The organism is Lutispora sp. QWL-02 (assembly GCF_058315355.1).
Map to the genome: position 1 here is coordinate 2,790,566 of NZ_CM177762.1, position 20,381 is coordinate 2,810,946.

The 20,381-nt window shown below is 35.5% G+C and carries 24 protein-coding genes; all 24 read right to left on the reverse strand.

Annotated elements, in window-relative coordinates:
* Nucleotides 1–45 precede the first annotated feature (45 nt).
* The 24 genes from tsf to fliM all read right to left on the reverse strand — a co-directional run bounded on the left by tsf (nucleotide 46) and on the right by fliM (nucleotide 20,379).
* Nucleotides 46–957 (reverse strand): translation elongation factor Ts, encoded by a 912-nt coding sequence (tsf, locus tag AC4HCY_RS13130; RefSeq protein ID WP_323432758.1) that lies wholly within the window; start codon nucleotides 955–957, stop codon nucleotides 46–48.
* Nucleotides 958–1,036: 79 nt separating this feature from the next.
* Nucleotides 1,037–1,735: a 30S ribosomal protein S2 gene (gene rpsB / locus AC4HCY_RS13135; RefSeq protein WP_323432759.1), complete on the reverse strand. Its 699-nt coding sequence runs from the start codon at nucleotides 1,733–1,735 to the stop codon at nucleotides 1,037–1,039.
* A gap of 233 nt (nucleotides 1,736–1,968) precedes the next feature.
* Complete coding sequence (locus AC4HCY_RS13140) at nucleotides 1,969–2,430, reverse strand: hypothetical protein (protein ID WP_323432760.1); 462 nt, start codon at nucleotides 2,428–2,430, stop codon at nucleotides 1,969–1,971.
* Nucleotides 2,417–2,890, reverse strand: coding sequence for a DUF6115 domain-containing protein (locus tag AC4HCY_RS13145; protein WP_491094394.1), 474 nt, complete (start codon nucleotides 2,888–2,890; stop codon nucleotides 2,417–2,419). Before AC4HCY_RS13145 ends, AC4HCY_RS13140 begins: the two co-directional genes overlap by 14 nt.
* Before the next feature lie 12 nt (nucleotides 2,891–2,902).
* On the reverse strand, nucleotides 2,903–3,205 hold the full coding sequence (locus tag AC4HCY_RS13150; RefSeq protein ID WP_323432762.1) for a hypothetical protein: 303 nt from the start codon (nucleotides 3,203–3,205) through the stop codon (nucleotides 2,903–2,905).
* 12 nt (nucleotides 3,206–3,217) lie between these two features.
* Nucleotides 3,218–4,891 carry a flagellar assembly protein A gene (locus AC4HCY_RS13155; protein ID WP_491094395.1) on the reverse strand — a complete coding sequence of 558 codons (1,674 nt, stop codon included), beginning with the start codon at nucleotides 4,889–4,891 and terminating at the stop codon, nucleotides 3,218–3,220.
* A 63-nt stretch (nucleotides 4,892–4,954) separates the two neighbouring features.
* Nucleotides 4,955–5,701 (reverse strand): sigma-70 family RNA polymerase sigma factor, encoded by a 747-nt coding sequence (locus tag AC4HCY_RS13160; protein WP_491094396.1) that lies wholly within the window; start codon nucleotides 5,699–5,701, stop codon nucleotides 4,955–4,957.
* Between the two features lie 25 nt (nucleotides 5,702–5,726).
* Nucleotides 5,727–6,062: a hypothetical protein gene (locus AC4HCY_RS13165; RefSeq protein ID WP_323432765.1), complete on the reverse strand. Its 336-nt coding sequence runs from the start codon at nucleotides 6,060–6,062 to the stop codon at nucleotides 5,727–5,729.
* Nucleotides 6,063–6,074: 12 nt separating this feature from the next.
* A complete protein-coding gene (locus AC4HCY_RS13170; protein WP_323432766.1) occupies nucleotides 6,075–6,560 on the reverse strand; it encodes a chemotaxis protein CheD in 486 nt (161 codons plus the stop codon).
* 1 nt (nucleotide 6,561) lies between these two features.
* A complete protein-coding gene (locus AC4HCY_RS13175; RefSeq protein WP_323432767.1) occupies nucleotides 6,562–7,176 on the reverse strand; it encodes a chemotaxis protein CheC in 615 nt (204 codons plus the stop codon).
* A gap of 24 nt (nucleotides 7,177–7,200) precedes the next feature.
* Nucleotides 7,201–7,635 carry a chemotaxis protein CheW gene (locus AC4HCY_RS13180; RefSeq protein ID WP_323432768.1) on the reverse strand — a complete coding sequence of 145 codons (435 nt, stop codon included), beginning with the start codon at nucleotides 7,633–7,635 and terminating at the stop codon, nucleotides 7,201–7,203.
* Between the two features lie 12 nt (nucleotides 7,636–7,647).
* On the reverse strand, nucleotides 7,648–9,651 hold the full coding sequence (locus AC4HCY_RS13185) for a chemotaxis protein CheW (RefSeq protein WP_491094397.1): 2,004 nt from the start codon (nucleotides 9,649–9,651) through the stop codon (nucleotides 7,648–7,650).
* 62 nt (nucleotides 9,652–9,713) lie between these two features.
* Complete coding sequence (locus AC4HCY_RS13190) at nucleotides 9,714–10,373, reverse strand: flagellar brake protein (protein WP_323432770.1); 660 nt, start codon at nucleotides 10,371–10,373, stop codon at nucleotides 9,714–9,716.
* A gap of 29 nt (nucleotides 10,374–10,402) precedes the next feature.
* Nucleotides 10,403–11,329, reverse strand: coding sequence for a MinD/ParA family protein (locus AC4HCY_RS13195; RefSeq protein WP_323432771.1), 927 nt, complete (start codon nucleotides 11,327–11,329; stop codon nucleotides 10,403–10,405).
* Complete coding sequence (gene flhF / locus AC4HCY_RS13200; protein ID WP_323432772.1) at nucleotides 11,310–12,509, reverse strand: flagellar biosynthesis GTPase FlhF; 1,200 nt, start codon at nucleotides 12,507–12,509, stop codon at nucleotides 11,310–11,312. Before flhF ends, AC4HCY_RS13195 begins: the two co-directional genes overlap by 20 nt.
* Nucleotides 12,509–14,539 (reverse strand): flagellar biosynthesis protein FlhA, encoded by a 2,031-nt coding sequence (gene flhA / locus AC4HCY_RS13205; protein ID WP_323432773.1) that lies wholly within the window; start codon nucleotides 14,537–14,539, stop codon nucleotides 12,509–12,511. The genes flhF and flhA overlap by 1 nt, the downstream gene beginning before the upstream one ends.
* A 13-nt stretch (nucleotides 14,540–14,552) precedes the next feature.
* Entirely contained in the window at nucleotides 14,553–15,638 is a 1,086-nt protein-coding gene (flhB, locus tag AC4HCY_RS13210) for a flagellar biosynthesis protein FlhB (RefSeq protein WP_323432774.1), read from the reverse strand.
* Between the two features lie 5 nt (nucleotides 15,639–15,643).
* Nucleotides 15,644–16,429 carry a flagellar biosynthetic protein FliR gene (gene fliR, locus AC4HCY_RS13215; RefSeq protein WP_323432775.1) on the reverse strand — a complete coding sequence of 262 codons (786 nt, stop codon included), beginning with the start codon at nucleotides 16,427–16,429 and terminating at the stop codon, nucleotides 15,644–15,646.
* A 4-nt stretch (nucleotides 16,430–16,433) separates the two neighbouring features.
* Nucleotides 16,434–16,703 (reverse strand): flagellar biosynthesis protein FliQ, encoded by a 270-nt coding sequence (gene fliQ, locus AC4HCY_RS13220; protein ID WP_323432776.1) that lies wholly within the window; start codon nucleotides 16,701–16,703, stop codon nucleotides 16,434–16,436.
* A gap of 16 nt (nucleotides 16,704–16,719) precedes the next feature.
* Complete coding sequence (gene fliP / locus AC4HCY_RS13225; RefSeq protein WP_323432777.1) at nucleotides 16,720–17,478, reverse strand: flagellar type III secretion system pore protein FliP; 759 nt, start codon at nucleotides 17,476–17,478, stop codon at nucleotides 16,720–16,722.
* Nucleotides 17,471–17,905, reverse strand: a complete 435-nt coding sequence (locus AC4HCY_RS13230; RefSeq protein ID WP_323432778.1) for a flagellar biosynthetic protein FliO — start codon at nucleotides 17,903–17,905, stop codon at nucleotides 17,471–17,473. The genes fliP and AC4HCY_RS13230 overlap by 8 nt, the downstream gene beginning before the upstream one ends.
* A 4-nt stretch (nucleotides 17,906–17,909) precedes the next feature.
* Complete coding sequence (locus AC4HCY_RS13235; protein WP_323432779.1) at nucleotides 17,910–18,272, reverse strand: response regulator; 363 nt, start codon at nucleotides 18,270–18,272, stop codon at nucleotides 17,910–17,912.
* 33 nt (nucleotides 18,273–18,305) lie between these two features.
* Nucleotides 18,306–19,391 carry a flagellar motor switch phosphatase FliY gene (fliY, locus tag AC4HCY_RS13240; protein ID WP_323432780.1) on the reverse strand — a complete coding sequence of 362 codons (1,086 nt, stop codon included), beginning with the start codon at nucleotides 19,389–19,391 and terminating at the stop codon, nucleotides 18,306–18,308.
* Nucleotides 19,384–20,379, reverse strand: coding sequence for a flagellar motor switch protein FliM (gene fliM, locus AC4HCY_RS13245; protein ID WP_323432781.1), 996 nt, complete (start codon nucleotides 20,377–20,379; stop codon nucleotides 19,384–19,386). The genes fliY and fliM overlap by 8 nt, the downstream gene beginning before the upstream one ends.
* Between the last annotated feature and the right edge of the window lie 2 nt (nucleotides 20,380–20,381).

Genomic DNA, 20,381 nt, shown 5'->3' on the forward strand with positions numbered 1-20,381 from the left:
TAGAAAAAAAGAGAACACAGAGTGTTCTCTATTTTCAATTGTAGTTTATTTATTTTTCATCTGACTCATTACTTCTTCTGCAAAATTGTCTTCTCTTTTTTGTATGCCTTCGCCTTTTTCGAATCTAACAAATCTGGAAATTGAAATATCAGCGCCAATTTCCTTTGATTTATCAGTTAAAAGCTTTGCAACAGTTTTTTCTCCATCTTTTACAAATAATTGATCCAATAAGCAAATTTCTTTTAACTGCTTTTTGAGTCTTCCCTCAATCATTTTTTCAACTACTGCAGGATTTTTACCCTCATTTATTGCTTGAACCTTTAAAATTTCTTTTTCTTTTTCTATATAGTCGCCGGGTACGTCGGATTCGCTAATATATAAGGGGTTCATTGCCGCAACTTGCATTGCAATATCTTTCCCTAATTCTATCAATGTATCATTAACTACTAAACTATCTAATTGAACTAATGTTCCTATTCTTCCGCCGCCATGTATATAGGATACAACAGCACCGTTGCCTGCAGAAAACTTCTCAAACCTTCTTATTGCCATATTCTCACCAATTTTTGCAATCAAAGAGCTGAGCGCTTCGCTGACTTTCATTCCGTTATAATCTGATTCACTTAATTCCTCCAGGCTGCTCAATTCTTTATCTACAACAATTTTAGCCATGGAGTTTACGAAATCAATAAAATCTTGGTTCTTGGCAACAAAATCTGTCTCGCAATTGACTTCAACAATTGCACCTATTTTATTTTCAGCGTTGATATATGTACCAACCAAGCCTTCTGCTGCTATTCTGCCTGCCTTTTTTGCTGCAGCAGCCAAACCTTTTTCTCTTAAAAGCTCTATTGCCTTTTCCATATCGCCATCAGTCTGAACCAGAGCTTTTTTGCAATCCATCATCCCTGCTCCGGTTCTTTCTCTAAGTTCTTTCACCGTTGAAGCATCAACCATATTAATCTCCTCCTAAACATTATTAAAGGTAAGGGCTGGAGATAGAAAAACTAGAACTCCGGCCCTTACCGCATTATCATTATTCTGCTAGCTGTTCGCCTTGTCTTGCTTCTATTACAGCATCTGCAATCTTGGAAGTTAAAAGCTTGACTGCTCTTATTGCGTCATCATTACCCGGTATAGGATAATCAACTTCTTCTGGGTCGCAGTTTGTATCAACAATTGCAACAACCGGAATTCCTAATATGTGGGCTTCCTGAATGGCTATTTTTTCTTTCCTTGGGTCAACGATAAATATTGCTCCCGGCAATTCATCCATGCTTTTTATACCGTTAAGATTTTTTTCCAGCTTTTCTTTTTCTGCTCTAAGCTTGATTACTTCTTTCTTCGGTAAAACTTCAAAAGTGCCGTCATTTTCCATCCTGTCAAGCTCATTCAATCTTTCGATTCTCTTTTTGATTGTTTTGAAGTTGGTCAACATACCGCCTAACCATCTCTGGTTTACATAGTACATGCTACTTCTTATTGCTTCGGATTCAATTGACTCCTGAGCTTGTTTCTTAGTCCCAACAAAAAGTATACTCTTTCCTGAAGCGGCAACCTCTTTAATAAATTCATAGGCTTCTTCAACTTTTTTAACGGTTTTCTGAAGGTCTATGATATAAATGCCATTTCTTTCAGTAAAGATAAACTCAGCCATTTTAGGGTTCCATCGTCTTGTCTGATGCCCGAAATGAACACCAGCCTCTAATAATTGTTTCATAGAAATTACTGACATTATATGTCACCTCCTGCGGTTTTTTCCTCCATAGCCGTCCTCTTGCCTAAAAGCATTTCTGCACCCTTTAGTCAATCAAGCTATGTGTGATTTTTCACATATTGTAGTATAGCATATATAGCCTTTATTGGCAATAAAATTATTATGCCAAATATCTTCTTTTTTAATGCATATCACGTAGAAGCCTTTTTTAGGTTTGCCATTTTAAAACATTTTATTCATATTCAATAGGTCTATTGCTTTTTAGGCTTAGTGATAACATCAATTATATCATCATAGCTCATGCCTTTTTTTAATATGAAGCTCCCATATTGGATCTTATCATCTTTTCCTCTTTTATATAATCTATCCATAAATCCGTTTTTATCGTCGATCAATCCATGTTCTGCGAGAACATCTGCTGTTTTGTAAGAATCGTACCCCTTAGAAACCTTAATTTCTACTTCTCCGATTTCTTCCATTTCATCTGAGTCTTCATTTATTTTCTCGCCCTCATATGTGCTGTTTTTTTCACTTGTCTCGCCCTTGTCGATTAAATCTTTAGGGTTGACTATTATGAAGCCTTTTTTAGAAGCCTCAGTTTTTATAAAGTCATCAGTCAAAGCCCTGCTGTTAATATTTATATTTATAATCGATGACAGCACCAGCCCTATTCCAATACCTAAAATTATGCCTTTTATATCATATGATTTCATTATTCTTAACCCCACTGTTTAAAGACAATGTTAATGACACTTCTCCCTTGCCTATCTGAAGATTTTTAGCTATGTCATCGACATTCATGCCTTTGCTGAATAAATCTAATATATCTTTCTCTTTTTTTGTCTTTGGCGGAACGGGAACATCCTTATTCGGCTTTCTGTTCTCATCTATATCAGCAGCCAGCTTGCCTATCTCTTTTTCATTGCTATTATAAGATTGTTTCATGCTGCTGATATGCTCTTCAATGTCACTAATAACAACCTCAGAAGTATATACCAATTCACCGACTATTTCTTCAGCATCTGCTATAGCCTTTTTTATTTCCTGTTCCTTCATATATAAATCATAGTAAATTCTTTCTCCTCTGATTTTGTCAGAAGCTATTAGGAACAAGGATATGATTATCATGCCTATTCCAACAATTGTTAATAAATAATTAATATAATTCATCATATCACACACCATTTATATTAAAATGTCAATTCTTGACCCTGTGGAACTTTTACTTCTTTTATCCTTTTTATCTTCTTTATCACTATCTTTATCACCGCTTTTGGATCTGCCGTTTTTCCCATCTTTATCTATCCTGGCTTTGTATGCCTTATCTGCTTTGTTGATCTGCTTTAATTCCTTGGTTTTTTTGTTTGAGTCCTCAATGATATTAATATGTTGATTGACCCTTTGATTCTCATTTTCTACATGCCTCATTTTCTGAATCTCCGGAGCCTTTGGTATAAGAATCTGAAAGTCTACGGATCTTATTGACATAATATTACCACCTTATGGCTCAAAAGAGCCTATTTTTATTTCTCCAGCTGATCTATAAAAAGTCACATGCTGTATCTGGTCCCTGACAAACATGGAATTACTGCCAATCGTAATCTTTGTGCCCGGATATACTATGTTCTCCACTTTAATTCTTCCGTTTGAAATATCCTCAATATAGGTTTCTACTTCCTGTATTTCTTTTTTAAACCCTTCCATCGCATTTTGCGTTTGTAATTTAAGAACGATTGACTTATTCATCATGGTTCTTTTGTCATCGTCCAGCTCCCCTTTTTTGCTCATCTTTGTAAGCAAATCAACGACTTGGCAGAGCTTTGTATAATTCTCAGCATTCTTAGCATACTCAGCTTTTAAGCTATCATATTTCTTTCTTACATCAGGGTTCATGCCGACCTCTACTTCCGTAACGGTTGCCATAGGAGAGCCTATAATTTTCGCCTTAATTTCATCGGATACCCTTATTTCTCCGCCTACAAGAAGGCCTTTTTTGCCTTTAACTTCAAGCTTTTTACCGCAATAAACAATGCTATGCATTATTGCATCTGTCTGAATATTTCCCTTTGCATATACTTTACTGTTCTCAATAAACTTGGCAATCAGATCCCCTTCACATACAAGCTCTCCTTTATTCATGCCTTGGATACCTCTATGCAAAACTATATTGCCTTTGGAACTTATCTTGGCACCCTCTACTACCCCGAACACTTCAATATCTTCATCCGCTTCTATAGTAAACCCGGTTATCACATTTCCCTTTACGATCACTTTGCCTAAAAATCTAATATTTCCTGTGGAATTATCAACGTTTCCGTCTACTGTATACACTTGAAAAACATTTACTTTTCCTTCTACAATCTTAACCTCTCCGTTAATCATAGAGATGAGCTTTAATCCATCTTCACTCAAAGTCACATTTTTCCCTTTAGGCATATTTATTGTTTTTCCGTCTATTGCCTTAACTTCATTGCCATATACATCTTCACCGCTTATGCCTTTTGAAGCAGGTGTCATTGTAACAAGAAGGTCGCCTTCATTTACATTTTTTATTAAGGATAATTCCTTATAATCTATTCTTCCGTCATCTGTTATAAGCATCTTTTTATCTTTTGAAATATCAAAATGATATTCTAAGCTTGCATCCTTGCCTGGTATAGAAGGTTTTCCTTTAGCAATCGTGATTGCATTATTATATATTTTATGGTCAGCAAGGTTTTCTACTTCATTATGTAATATTCCGCTTTTAATATTGCTTGCTTCCAATGCTTTATAAATGCTTTCCTTATCAGGCTCTTTTCCCCCTCCAAACGGAGGGTATATCTTTATATGCGCCTCCATAGCATCTGAGGAAACTGAAATTTCATACTCACAATCAGCTTCCTTTTCGTTTTCTTCAATAAATGCGCCTTCACCTTCGGAATCTGCAGAGATAGCATCGGCATTAGAATTCATTAGTTTTTCTTCTATATTGCTTATTAGCCTTTCCAAGTCTTTCAATTCAGTATTATGCTCATATGATGCTTTGATTTTGTAGTAACTGCCGAAAAGAGATTTTTTTTCTTCCATAATCTCAACCTTTATAAAATCCTTATCAACATTAAAATGCTCTTCTGCTTCTGATATAAGCTTTGTCAGGTTTTTACCTTCTAGAACTACTGAATTGTCAGTCACAATATCAACTCCTTACTAAAATTAATCTACAACAAGCTCTAATAAGATTTTCTAGGCATTTAATTAAATTTGAGAAAAATATGACTCAAGCTTTACTTTTAATTTAAATATCGCTTTTGTATGTAATTGAGACACTCTCGATTCGGAAATCTGAAGTATTCTTCCTATTTCTTTATATGTAAGCTCCTCAAAATAATAAAGCGTTATTATTTTCTTTTCTTTCTCAGGCAAAGCATTGATTATTCCCGCCAAACTCTTTCTAAATTCTTCGGCCTCAAGTCTATCGGTGGGGCTGCTGCCGTTATCCTTGTCAGTATCTGCAAGCTCTTCCCTATATTGATCCAGGTATTCATCAAGAGATACAACGCTATAAGATGCCAGGCTTTGCATTCTTTTTTGCAGTTCGGCCTCAGATATTCCTAGCTTCTGGGCTATATCTTTATCGGTAGCATTGCTGCCTTTTTCCATTTCTACTTCAGAATAAGCCTTTTCGAGTTCCTTTACCCTCTGTCTTACAGAACGCGGAATCCAATCAATTTCTCTCAAATAATCAATAATTGCACCTCTTATTCTTAGGTGAGCATATGTATCAAATTTAACGCCACGACTCAATTCGAACTTATCTATTGCATCAATCAGGCCAAACATACCGTAGCTAACCAAGTCATCATATTCAACAGCATTGTTGTAGCTGGTATAAAGCCTTCCGGCTATATATTTAACCAAATATACATAATGCAATATAAGTTCTTCTCTTATTGCCTGATCTTTATTTTTTGAATACTTTTCCCATAAGACATTTATCTCCATCTCATACCTCCGCAAGGAAGTTTATTTATACAGTATTTTTCTTATATAAAGCAGCAGGATTTATTTCCTGAAATTCTTCTTCATCATCATTCAGGCTTTTATATTCAGCCTGAGTAATTGAAGGAATATGGGCTTCAAATACGAAAGACTGCTTCTTAACATTTTCATCTTTTCTGCGTTTATTACTATTTTCTTTTATTACATTAGATACAGAAATACCGCAAGCTGACAGGCCGATTATCAAGACTATGCTTTTGATCATCAGAATAATAAAGTCAGTTTTATATACCAGACCGAATATAATATTTATAAGCAGGCCTATAATTACAAGTATAATAGGGAGTATTTCAACAATATTCATATTTAACTCCAATCATATCTGTTTTATTCCGTGTCCAATTGTCTTGACCAACAGGAGTCCTGTATCAGAAGAGAATTCTATAGTCCTTCCATAACTCCCTCCTGTATCTTCAGCTAATATAGGTATATTCAAATTTTTCAGGGTTTCTTTTACCGCCACTACATTTCTTGCACCGATTCTCATTATGTCGCTGGTATCATTGAAGTTGAACATTTGTGCTCCGCCTGCTACCTTACTCACAACCTTGGATCTTTTTGCCCCCATTTTCAGCATATCATCTAACAGTTTAGCAATACCTGTATCAGCGAATTTAGCCAAATTGCTATTATTTTTTATTTGATGGCTATAGGGAAGCATTATATGAACCATACCCGATATCTTGGTTTCCCTGTCATGAAGACAAATGCCTACGCATGAGCCTAACCCAAGGGTGATAAGAGCATCCGGAGGATAGACACAATTCAAATCGGCCATTCCAACTTTAATAACTTCTGCCATATCATATTACTCCTAGGCTCTTAAGCAAAATTTCAAAAGATTGTTCATCCGGTATTAGAAAAAAATTACCCTTTACCTGATTAATTCCTTCGATAAAATCAGTCTCAATTAAAAGAACGTGGTCGCCTACCTGTCCAAATAGAATAACAGGTACGCTCATTATTGCTCCCGCCATGTCTATGGCAAGTGAAGGGATCGAAACTGTCATAGAAAGCCCCGTCAAGGTGGATAGAGATGATAGATATGAGCCTGCTAATATGTTGCCTACTTCTTTTAATGCAGAAAGTTCAATTTCATCCAATTCTGCATTGGTTTCGTTTTTGCCCATGAGCCAATTGATTAAAGTGCGGGAAGAATCATTATCGATCAGGAACATAATGCTGCCTGTGATATCACCGCTAACTTTAAAATAAATACCTGAAACCAGCATTTCCGGTCCGCCTACCAAGTCTGCTACTTCCTTAAATTCAACTATATTCACTATCGGAACTTTCATGTCTATGCGTTTAGATACCATCTTCGACAGTGCTGTAACTGCATTGCCGGCACCTATATTACCAATTTCTTTTAATACATCAATCTGCTGACTGTTCAAATCGGCAATACTAATTGACATAAGCTCATCCCCCAAACCAATAATCTAAACATTAAGCAATTTTTTTACATCTAACAAAGTGATTATTTTATCATCCACTTTTCCTATACCATATATGTTGTTTTGCTCAGTATTTCCTAAAGATTCCGGAGGCAATTCGATCATATCATTGCTTATTTCGATGACCTTTGAAGCCGAATCAACGATTAATCCCACATTTATATCGTCAACATATACGATGATAATTCTTGTATTTTCGCTTTCTTCTTTTTTATCCAAATTAAATTTCTCACGCAAATCAATGATTGGGACTATCTCGCCTCTTAAATTTATCACACCTTTAATATATAATGCAGTTTTAGGCACCCTTGTTATATTGCTCATTTTTTCTATAGTCTTCACTCGCAGTATATCTATTCCATACTCTTCATTGTCTAATTCAAATACAACAAACTGATTGTTTTTATCGGTATAATTCATATGGCTCCCCCCTTAAATCATCGAGTTTGAATCAATAATAAGTGCTACTTGTCCATCTCCTAATATTGTTGCACCTGCAATATTCCTGATACCTGCTAAATACTTGCCTAAAGATTTGATCACTATTTCTTGCTGGCCGATCAAGCTGTCCACTATAAACCCGGAGCTTTTCTCTCCCTTTTTTACTATTACTACAGTCAATTCGCTTGAATCTTTCTCATCATTTTTTACATCAAGAACATGGGATAGCCTTACAATTGGGAGAACTCCATTTCTATACAGTATCACTTCTTGTCCTTGTACAATTCTTATGTTATTTTTTTCAATTGAAGTGATCTCTTTTATTGAATTTAAAGGTATAGCATATTTCTCGCTTCCTATGGTTACCAAAAGCGCTTGAATTATAGCTAAGGTCAAAGGCAGTCTTATTATAAATTTGCTGCCTGCATTGGCTGAAGTTTCTACCTCGACAGTTCCTCCTAATGATTCTATTTTTGTTTTCACTACATCCAGTCCCACACCTCGGCCGGAAACATCTGATACCACATCGGCAGTGCTGAAGCCTGGCTGGAAAAGCAAATCAACCGCTTCCTTTTCATTTAATGCATCGGCTTCCACCTGGCTGATCAGCTTATTCTCAACAGCTTTCTTCTTAACTCTGCTGACATTAATACCTTTACCATCGTCTTCAACTTCAATAACTACACTATTGCCATCTTGAAATGCTCTTAACGCAACACTTCCCGCCTGAGCTTTTTTATTGTTTATTCTTTCCTGCTTATCTTCAATACCATGGTCAATGGCATTCCTTATTAAATGTATAAGAGGATCTCCAATCTCGTCTATGACCGTCCTGTCTAATTCAGTTTCTTCCCCGCTGATATGCAGGTTAACCTCTTTTCCAAGTTCTCTTGATAAATCCCTTACCATCCTCGGAAATCTGTTAAACACCCTTTCAATGGGCACCATTCTTACCTTCATTACAGCATCATGAAGGTTTGTTGTAATTCTTTCCAAATATTCAACAGCCTCAGTCATATTTTGATCTCTCGTATCGGAATCAACGCCTTCCAGCCTGGTTTTGATGATTATCAGTTCGCTCACCAGATTCATAAGATTGTCCAATCTATTAATATCTACTCTGACTGTTTTGCCTATTTTATTTTTCTTTGCATGAGCCTCTTCTGAATCTTCCTTATCCTCTTCAGCATGCTCAACCTCTGTAACTGCAATCTCTTCTGAGAAAGTTTCGAAAGCTTTCGTCACTTCCTTCAATTCCTCAATTATAATTTCATCTATCTCAGATATAGACATGAGATCATCCTTAACTTTGTCTTTGCCTTCACTGGTGATCACTGCCAGCTTAAAATTGTTATCAAACTTTTCATCTTCTATATCTTCTACTGACGGGAAGGACTTAAATACTTCAGCATACTTTTCCAGGCTTTTAAATACAAGAAAAGCTCTAGCGGATTTAAGCATGCAATCTTTTGATAAAATAACCTCAATTTTGAATACCTTCATTCCCTGAGCCAAGGCTTGTACGATTACATTTTCATCATACTGATTAAACGTGAAATTAGATATAGCACTGCTATTCTCGGCATCCTGCTTTTCATGGGCCGGCAACTCCTTATTATAAATAATATTGATCAACTTATTCTTCAAAGCATCAATATTTTTATCCATCTCTTTGCCGGTTTCTGATATGTGGTTGACAGATCCTTCTAAAAAGTCTAAGCACTCAAACAGGACATCCAGTATTCCCGAATTGATAGTCAATCTTCCATTTCTAACTTCATCCAGTATATTCTCCATTTCATGGGTAAGATTCATTATAGCATTAAATCCCATTGTACCTGCCATACCCTTCAAAGTATGAGCTGATCTGAATATTTCATTTAGAACATCATTATCATTCGGGCTATTCTCAAGGCCTAAAAGATTTTGATTTAGGTTTTGCAAGTGCTCTTGAGCTTCTTCTATGAAAATTTCCAGATACTGATTAATATCCATTTGTCATACCTCCATATATAGTAAGTTTTGTGTTACCAGGCAATTTAATTGAATAACACGGATTATATCAATCCTTTCTTTAGCAGCTTCCTCTGTTCCTGAAAAATAAACTTTGTAAGCACCTTACCATCTGCTTTTCCTAAATCCTTAAATCTTGCTCCATATTCATATAAGTGAGATTTTTCTATATTGTATTGCTTCCGCACTATTACGGCTCTGAGCTTCATCGTGGTATCAGCTTCAAAATTGATCTCCAATTCCAGCAAATTATTTATATCCATCTCTTTTCTCGCATAGAACATAATGCCGCCTTCACTTATATCTGTTAGAATTCCTTCATCGTATTCAGGGATTTCTTCATTGCTATCTATTTGAGAAATAACTCTATATTTAATAGGTTTTACTATTTTTAGCCTATAAAAATTTCTTCTTTGAACTCTTTTAGGCTCAGATGTTATCTTGAGCTTTAAAACCGGTATGCTTTCATAATTTTTATCAATAACAATCGCTGAGAACTCAAGAACTGCATCCTGCTTATTTATTATCAGCGCTATTCTTTCTCCGTTCAAAATATATATGGTATGCCTTTTATACATAGGAAAAAGTATTTCTATGATATCATCATTTTCGATATTTGCTACCTGGCTTGCGTATGAATAAGAATTTCCCTTATCTATTGTTTTTACTTGCACCTTATCTCCTACGTTAAAGAATTTATTCAATGATACCGTAAGAACCACCACCCCTTTTATCAGCTAAAAAACCACTTTAGCTTATTTACAAATAATCTGATGCCGTATCCTTTATCATGTTTATTAGTTTTAATATCTATTAGAGCTTCTGCAATTAAAGAAATATCAATAGAAGCTTCAGATCCCTCAAATGTTATAACAAAAGGCTGCTGCATTTTTACTGCTTTTGGTATATTGGCATCATTGGACACATATCCCAATTTTTTAACTGATAGTCCTAAAAACCTTGAACATACATCGCATAAATTATCTAAAATATTAGCTGCCTCCCTGGAATTTTCTGCTCTGTTCAATAACAGCTTTAAATCTTTGGTTTTATCCTTTTGAGATATAATTTTTATCAAAGCATAAGCATCTGTGATGGAAGTAGGCTCTGAAGTCGTCACTACTATAACTTCTTTAGCCGCATAAATAAAACTCAGCACTTGATCAGATATGCCGGCACCGGTATCAATAAAAATTATATCTGCCTCTTCATCCAGCTTCCCGAGTTCAACAAGGAGATGGGCCAATTGCTCATTCGTAATTTTTATCAGATCCTGTAAGCCCGAACCGCCAGAAATAAATCTTATACCATTAGGGCCTTCCTCTAAAATATCATAAATGCCTTTTCTATAATTTATAACATCTGAAAGGTTATATTTAGGGATAATCCCTAAAGCAACATCAACATTTGACAGGCCCAAATCCGCATCAATTATTATTACGCTAAGCCCCAACTGAGATAATTTTATCGCAAGGTTTATTGTTATATTGGTTTTCCCTACTCCGCCCTTACCGCTGGTAATAGTTATCACCCTGGCATTTTTTTTAGCTTTGTCTATAAAATCCTTTGATATATCAGATTCATCAAAAGGGCTGTTAAGACCTCCCTTGCTATTAAGCTTTTCAACAATATCCCGTAATTTACCTGCTTGATCCTTCATATAATTTATCACCTAACAAAGAATTAATTATCTTGCTTTTATCTGCAACTTCTATATCATCTGGAACGCTTTGACCGTATGTCAAATATGATAAAGGCTTTTTTGTTATATAAGAGAGATTTATTATTGCTCCATAACTGGATGTTTCATCAAGCTTTGTAAAGAGCAATTTATAATCTTCAAGGAAGCTGTAACTATTCAGTATATCCCGGCAATCCGACATTTTTGTGCCGGCGCTGATCACTAAATATACCTGGCTTTCTATATCAGAATCCAAAAGATGCTTTAGTTCCATTAACTGGTACTTATCCTTATGGCTTCTTCCAGCAGTATCTACCATTATGATATCTTCATCCTTATAATTTTCAACTGCAGATGCAAATTCCTGGGGTGAATATACAACAGTCAATGGAATCCCTATTATATCGCTATAAGTTCTTAGCTGCTCAACTGCGGCAATCCTATATGTATCAGAAGTAATAAAGCCTACCCTTTTCTTTTTCGTTAATGTATATAGCGCCGCCAGCTTTGCCATTGTCGTGGTTTTTCCTACACCGGTAGGCCCTATGAAGACAGCAACCTTTTTAGGTTCTGTGTCAGCACCTTCATTTTCTAAGGCGATAAGGTCCAATAATGTATTATAGATAAAATTCCTTATAAAGTCTTCATCGCTTTGTAAATCCATTGTCAATTTTTCAATTTTATCCTTAAGTTTTTCTATAATTTCTTCATCGACTTCTGCATTCCTTAATCTCAGGATATATTGCTTGGCAATGTCTGATATACTGTCTTCATCCAGCTTTATTACTTTATATACCTTGTTCAACATGCTCTTTATTTCATTAAATTCTTGCTCCATGGTTTTTGCTTCAGTGCTATTGCTTAGATATGAGCCCTTCGCACTGTCCATGCTTTCTTTAAAAGATCCCGGCCTGTTCACTAAGCTCTCACTTTTAAGGCTTGAGCTGTATTCCTTAATATCCTTTCTTTCGTTCGGGCTGCTTCTTTCATAATCATCAACAGCTGCAACTACTTCAATAATAGGTTTGGAGAATAGGCCTTTAATTCCTCTTTTTTTTATTTTCCTGGTGTTGATAATAACAGCATCTTTGCCTAATTCAGTTCTAACTTTTTGCAAAGCTTCTTGTGCTGTATCTCCAATATACCTTTTAACTTTCATTAAATACTCACCATCCCAATAGATTGAACTTCAATTGAAGGATCTATTTCATTATAAGATAATACTATAAGGCCTGGAGCAACTCCTTCGGCTATCCTTTTAAAATACATTCTCACCATTGGCGACGTCAATATCAATGGCTGCTCTCCTATGGACATAAATTTTTGTATTTCTTTCATTAGACTTGCTGCGATGCTTTGCGTTGCTTGAGGATCAATAGATATATATGAACCATAATCCGTCTGCTGAACAGAATCGATAATAGTCTGTTCCAGTTCCTGAGCCAGAGTTATAACTTTTACTTTTTTGTTATTTATAAACCTTTTTGTTATTGCCCTGCTCATAGATTGTCTTACATATTCCGTTAGCATATCTGTATCTTTTGTCAGAACTCCGTAATCTGCCAAAGCCTCCATTATAGTGACCAAATCTCTTATTGATATATTCTCCTTCAGTAAATTGGTCAGTACTTTATGAATTTCTCCAAGGCTTAGTATCTTAGGCAATACTTCATCTACCAAAGCCGGATAAGATTCTTTTATATTATCTAAAAGCTTTTGTACATCCTGTCTACCTAACAATTCTGCCGAATGAGCTTTAATCACCTCTGTTAAATGGGTAGCAATAATCGATGGGGGATCCACAACGGTATAACCCATCATTTCCGCTTTTTCCCTTTGGCTTTCATTAATCCATACAGCCGGCAAGCCAAAGGCAGGCTCTACTGTCTTTATGCCATCTAAATCGCCTTCAGCGGTACCGGGATTCATAGCCAGATAGTTATCAAACATTATTTCTCCATTTGCTACGTCTGTACCCTTTATTTTTATTACATATTCATTTGGCTTCAATTGAATATTATCTCTAAGCCTTATGATTGGAACTACTATTCCCAGGTCTAAAGCACATTGCCTTCTTATCATGACAAGTCTATCAAGCAAATCGCCGCCTTGGTTTGCATCGACAAGAGGCAATATACCATATCCAAATTCCAATTCAATCGGATCCACCTGCAATAATGACATTACATTTTCAGGTTTTCTGATTTCATCTGCTTCATTGCCCTGATCTTTTATCTCCTGTTCAAGCTCAGCTTCTTTTATAGTTTTCTGCAGGGTGTAAGCCATAAAGGACAACAATCCGGAAAGCATTATATTAGGTAAAGGGGGCAACCCTGTAAAAGCTAATAAAATCAATACTCCGCTGGCAATATAGAGCGCCCTCGGTTGGGAAAACAACTGCTTGATCATCTCATTTCCAAGGTTTGACTCTGATGCGGCTCTTGTAACGATTATACCTGTAGCTGTAGAGATCAAAAGAGCAGGTATCTGACTGACTAAACCATCACCAACAGTAAGGTTGGTATAGATTGCTGCCGCCTCTGTCATTTCCATGCCTTTTTGAAGCATGCCGATTGCAAAGCCGGCAGAAATATTGATTATAGTAATGATTATACCTGCTATTGCGTCTCCCTTTACAAATTTGCTCGCTCCATCCATGGCGCCATAGAAATCAGCTTCTCTTTGAACCTTCTTTCTTCTATCTTTAGCTTCACCCTCACTGATCAAACCGGAATTTAGATCCGCATCTATTGCCATCTGTTTTCCGGGCATAGCATCCAGGGTAAATCTGGCTGATACCTCGGCAACCCTTTCAGCACCCTTTGTTATTACCATAAACTGAATAACTACAATAATAAGGTATATTATTATGCCAACTATAGAGTTGCTTCCTATAACAAAATTACCAAAAGCTTCAATAACGTTCCCTGCATCAGCGCTTCCCAGAATCAATCTGGTTGAAGAAATATTTAATGACAATCTAAATAAGGTTGTTATTAAGAGCAATGAAGGGAAAATAGAAAATTGCAGAGGTTCCTTTATATACATCGCTATTATTAAAATAATAAGAGACAAGGAAATATTTATTGTCAGCAATAAATCCATCAAAAAAGTAGGTATGGGAACGATAATCAATAATACAATCGCAATCACCGCTATGGCAACTATTATATCTCCAAATTTAAACAAAGCTGTTTTCCTCCTACTTATTTTTTAAACTATATACAAATGCCAATAGCTCAGCAACGGCCTGGTACATCTCAACAGGTATTTGCTGGCCAATCTCTGTTGTCTTATATAATGCTTGAGCTAAAGGCTTATTTTCAACAACAGGCACATTGGACTGCTTAGCCGCATCCTTTATTCTATGCGCAATTAAATCTTTTCCCTTAGCTATAACAATAGGAGCATCAGAAATTTCTGAATCATATCTTATTGCTATTGCATAATGAGTGGGATTTGTGATTATCACATCCGCTTTAGGTATCTCTGCCATCATTCTTCTTAGGGATAATTGCCGTTGCTTTTCTTTTATCTTTGATTTGATTTGAGGATTACCTTCAACCTGCTTGTATTCTTCCTTAATTTCTTGTTTCGACATTTTAAGGTTCTTCTCAAAATCCCATAATTGATAACAATAATCAAATACTGCTAAAACCAGCAACACTGCGGATGCTCTCATCCCTATTGTAATTATCGCATTTCCTATAAAGCTTACGGAAGAATTTATATCCATATATATCAATTTAGAAATCATCAAATAATTATCTCTTAAAAAATCATATATGAAATAACCGATCAACAATATTTTCAAAGATGCTTTAATCAATTCTACCAGAGAGTTTTTAGAAAACACTCTCTTAATTCCTTCTAAAGGATTAAGCTTATTAAAATTTGGTGTCAGCGGTTTAAAAGAAAAAATAAAACCAACCTGTAAATAATTTGCTATAAGCGATGCCAATGCAGCTACTCCTAATATAGGAAAGATGATTATCATAAAAGCCCATACCGATTGAATAAAAATATTATGCAAATTTTTTGCTTCATACAGCCCATTGACATTGCTGAATATAGTTAGGAATTTGTTCATGATAAAAGCTAAATTATCATATATAAATCCTGATAGTTTTTTAATACACCAGAACATTAACAATAACAAAACAGCCGAAACTACTTCCCTGCTTTTAGCTACTTGCCCTTTTTCCCGTGCCTCTCTCCTCCTTTTAGGCGTGGCCTTCTCAGTTTTTTCCTCCGAGAAAAGAGTAAGATTTATAACGAATCTGCGCAAATCAATCATCCTTTAGTCATGCTCTGAATAATAATGCTAATGTAAGCAAACATATGCTCAAACAAATAATCTAAAGTGTTTGAAAAGCCTGGCATAATAAGCAATAATGCCAAAAGTCCCAAAGCAATTTTCATAGGCAAACCGACTATGAATACATTCATTTGAGGAACAGTTCTAGATAATATACCCAGAGCAACCTCAGATATCAAAACAGCTGCAATAATTGGAAACCCAATCTTTAAAGCAATGGAAAACGTTTCAACAAACACTGCAACAAGATTATTTATAAGGCTTTCGGTAAATAAAAAACCGTTTATTGGCACAACATTATAACTTTTAACCAGAGCAGAAAATAAAATATGATGTCCGTCAACAAGTAAAAAAATTAAGATGGCAAATATATATAAGAAATTTCCTACAAGAGGGACTTGAATATTGCTTTGGGGGTCCAGCACGTTGACCATTCCAAATCCAATTTGCGCATCAATCATTTGTCCTGCAACAAACATAGCTGCAAATACCATATAGCTGACAAATCCAATAATAATCCCCACAAGAAACTCTTTAAAAACAATGATGCTGAAATCAATAAGGTTGGTATATTCTATTACAATGTTTCCAAATAGGGGAGCAATCGTAAAAGTAGAAAATACAGCCAGTCCGACTTTTAAATAAGAAGGCATGTTCTGCCTTCCGAATACTGGACTTATTACAAATAATGAAGTCATCCTCACAAACACTAAAAGATATATAAGAAATTTATTTATAAATAAATCTGTTATTTCGTTCATATTTCTACCTTATAAAAGTATGGATATTTTCAAATAGGCTTATGGTAAATTCTGTTATCATATTTCCCATCCAGGGGCCAAATATAATGAGTGCGATAAAAATAGTAACTAGCTTTGGTATAAAGGATAACGTCGGTTCTTGTATTTGTGTTGTAGCTTGTATAATACTGATCAGCAGTCCCACTATTAAACCTAAACCTAAAATTGGTGCAGATATCATTATTGCCACAGTAATAGCTCTTTGTGCTACATCCATTACGATGCTTTGTTCCATAAAAACACCTCTTTAGCTAAAAACCTAATAACAAAGATTTTACTATCAAATTCCATCCGTCTACCATAATAAACAGCAATATTTTAAACGGCATAGAAATCATAACAGGGGGCAACATCATCATACCCATTGACATAAGTGTACTGGCAACAACCATATCGATAATTAAAAAAGGTATATACAGGAAAAAGCCGATCTGGAAAGCTGTCTTTAATTCACTTATAATGAAAGAAGGAATTAATACTTTAGTAGGTATATCCTCCAGCTTCATTAAACTGTCCATTTGCCCAAGCTTTAAAAATAAAGCCAGATCTTTTTCTCTAGTATACTTAAACATAAAATCCCTTACAGGCTCTATAGCATTTTTAATTGCAACCTCTTGGCTGATCTTCTCCTCTGTAAATGGCTTTATCGCAGTTTCATTGATCTCTGTAACAACCGGAGACATAATAAAAAGTGTAAGGAATAGCGCAAGTCCTATCAATACCTGGTTAGGCGGCATTTGCTGAGTCCCTATTGCACTTCTTGTAAAGGATAATACAATGATTATCCTGGTAAACGAAGTCACCATTATCAACAGAGAAGGGGCCAATGATAAAACTGTAAGAATGAATAATATTTGCAAGCTTAAAGCTACTTCTTGGGGTGATTCCGCTGCCTTTACATTGAAATCAATGTTAGGTATAGGAAATGTAGGTTCGGCATGTATGCTGCTGCTTATAAGCAATAAAATTACTATCAAAAATATTATTTTCTTAAAATTTTTTCTATTCATCAGTTTTATTCCTTTTAGCAATGTTTTTAAGCTTCTCAAGGTTTTGCTTAATACTATACCTATTTTTGTATACGTCAATATTCTCATAGCTATCATCTAAACAATTGTCAAAATCAATAGACTCAGAATTCCGGTCCATATCAAAAGATGACAATAAATCACTTGATAATTTCTCCAATAAGCATACGCCCCGCTGAGAGCTTGATATTAAATAAAATTCGCCGCAAATCTGTACAATGTGCAGGTTTTTATCATTTCCAAAGGGGAGTGTCTCAATATGCTTCATCAGCCTATTCTTGCCAGTAAACTTTTTCCCAATAAATTTGGTAAAGTAATAGCTTAAACCCAAAATCATCAAGAAAATTATTAAAATAAAAATTAGCTTAAAAAAACCCATAAACACACTTGTTTCATTATAGGCATTCATAATTCTAACCCAATACCTTCTTCACCGCTTCAATTATTCTTTCCGCCTGGAAAGGCTTAACAATGAAATCCTTTGCACCGGCTTGAATGGCCTCTATGACCATAGCCTGCTGGCCCATAGCTGAACACATTATAATTTTTGCTGAGGGATTTATATTTTTTATCTCTTTCACAGCTTGAATCCCGTCTACCTCCGGCATTGTAATATCCATAATCACCAGTTCCGGATTGCACTCCTTATATTTCTCTACAGCCTTGGCACCATTTTCAGCCTCCCCGGCTATTAAAAAACCATTCTTAGACAAAACATCCTTTATCATCATTCTCATAAATGCAGCATCATCTACAATTAATATCCCATTTGCCATTTTAAATCCTCCTAGTTAATGCTAATATAGTTTTTATGATTTCTTCAGCCTTTTATTAGGACTGATAATGTCGGTTATTCGTACTCCAAAGCTTTCATCGATAACTACTACTTCTGCTTTTGCAATAAACTTTCCATTCACAATAACATCTACCGGTTCTCCAGCTAGCCTGTCAAGCTCAACAACTGTTCCCGGACCAAACTCTAAGATATCCTTTATCAGCCTTTTTGTTCGGCCTAATTCGACAGTAATTTCAAGAGGAACATCCATTATTAAATCAATATTTTCTTTATCACCAATATTGTTATCTTGATCAAAAGCTTCAAATTGAACAGGCTGAACATTTATTGAATTTTTATCGGGTTTATTCCCAATCACCTCATGCGTCACATCTTGGGGAATACTTCTATCTACTATTCGACTTTCATCTGGTATTTCCTTCTTTTTAGTCTTTTTTCCCTGTGATTCATTGGACGACGGATGCAGCAGCTCTTTCACCATCTGCTTTGCAAAATCGACAGGAATCAATTGCATTATCTCGCTATTCAGAATACCTTCCACTTCCATTTTAAAAGCCACTCTTACAATGGAATCATTAAAGCTGAAATTCATCGGCTTTGAATCTTTAAAGCTCATTGAAAATGCTTTTGGAGGAGAAATATTAATGCTCATATTGAACATGCTGGATAATGAGGTTGATGATGAACCTATCATCTGATTCATAGCCTCACCAATGGCGCTCAAGTGCAGATCGCTGATATCTCCGGCTATATTATGTCCATCGCCGCCCATCATAAGATCAGTAATGGTTTTAACATCATCTTCTTTCAATATCAGCAGATTAGTACCCCTGAAGCCTTCAGTGTACTTAACCTCTACTCCTACGTAAGGGAGCGGATATTGCCTCACTAATTCATCCCAGGTCATCACGCTTACCTTGGGAGTAGTAATAGTAACTTTGTTATTTAATAGAGTGAATAAAGTTGTTGCCGAAGTGCCCATACTAATATTGCCGATTTCCCCTAAAGCATCAATTTCCTCCGGTGTAAGAGGGGAATTATCTTCGTTGTTTCCTTTTAATAACGCATCTATTTCTTCTTGTGAAAGCATATCACTCATCTGCCTCATCCCCCTTTTTTTCAATTCTTGTAATCTTTACCGCAACTTTATTCTTTTTCAAACCCGGATAACAATAATATTTCAATCTGTTGCCAACAAAAACTTCCAGTTCCTCATTTGAAGATTTATCCAGCAGAATGACATCCCCAATTTGCAGATTTAAAACATCCTTAACATTCAAAAAAGACTTCCCAAGCACGACATTCAGCGGCAAAAATGTATTTTCAATCCTTCGTTCCAAATTATGTATTTCATTGACTGAAATATCCTTTGTCACTCCTGAAAACCAAAATTTTGTACTTAACTTTTCGATTATAGGCTCTATTACAATATGCGGTATGCATATATGCATAGCTCCTTCAACTGCCCCGATTTTTACATTTAATGTTATTAAAGCTATTGTTTCATTTGGCGACATTACCTGGGCGAATTGTGTATTGGTCTCGATTTTTTTTAGCTTAGGCTTTATCTCAGATACATTCTTCCATGGCTCCTTATACAAATTTAAAATCTGATTTATAATCTTTTCCATAAGAGTAAGCTCTATTTCTGTAAAAACTCGATTTTTCTCATAGGCCTGCCCGGTTCCTCCAAGTATCCTTTCTATCATAGCAAAAGTCACACTCGGACTAATCTCCATCAATATCGAACCGCTCAGGGGAAGGAAATCAACTATACCCAGCGTAGAAGGATTCGGCATAGAATTACTAAACTCATAATAAGTAAGCTGATCTACTGATACAACCTCTATCTGGACTAAAGATCTTAAATAACCGGATAAATATGTCTGTAAAAGTCTGGAAAAATTGTCATGTATCATCTGTAAGGTTCTAAACTGATCCTTGGCAAATTTATTAGGTATCTTAAAATCATATGTTCTTACTTTTTTTTCTTCCTTCTCGTCTGAAATCTCCATTACGTCTAGTTCTCCGGTTTTTAATGCATTTAGCAGAGCATCAATTTCACCTTGAGACAATACCTCAGTCAAAT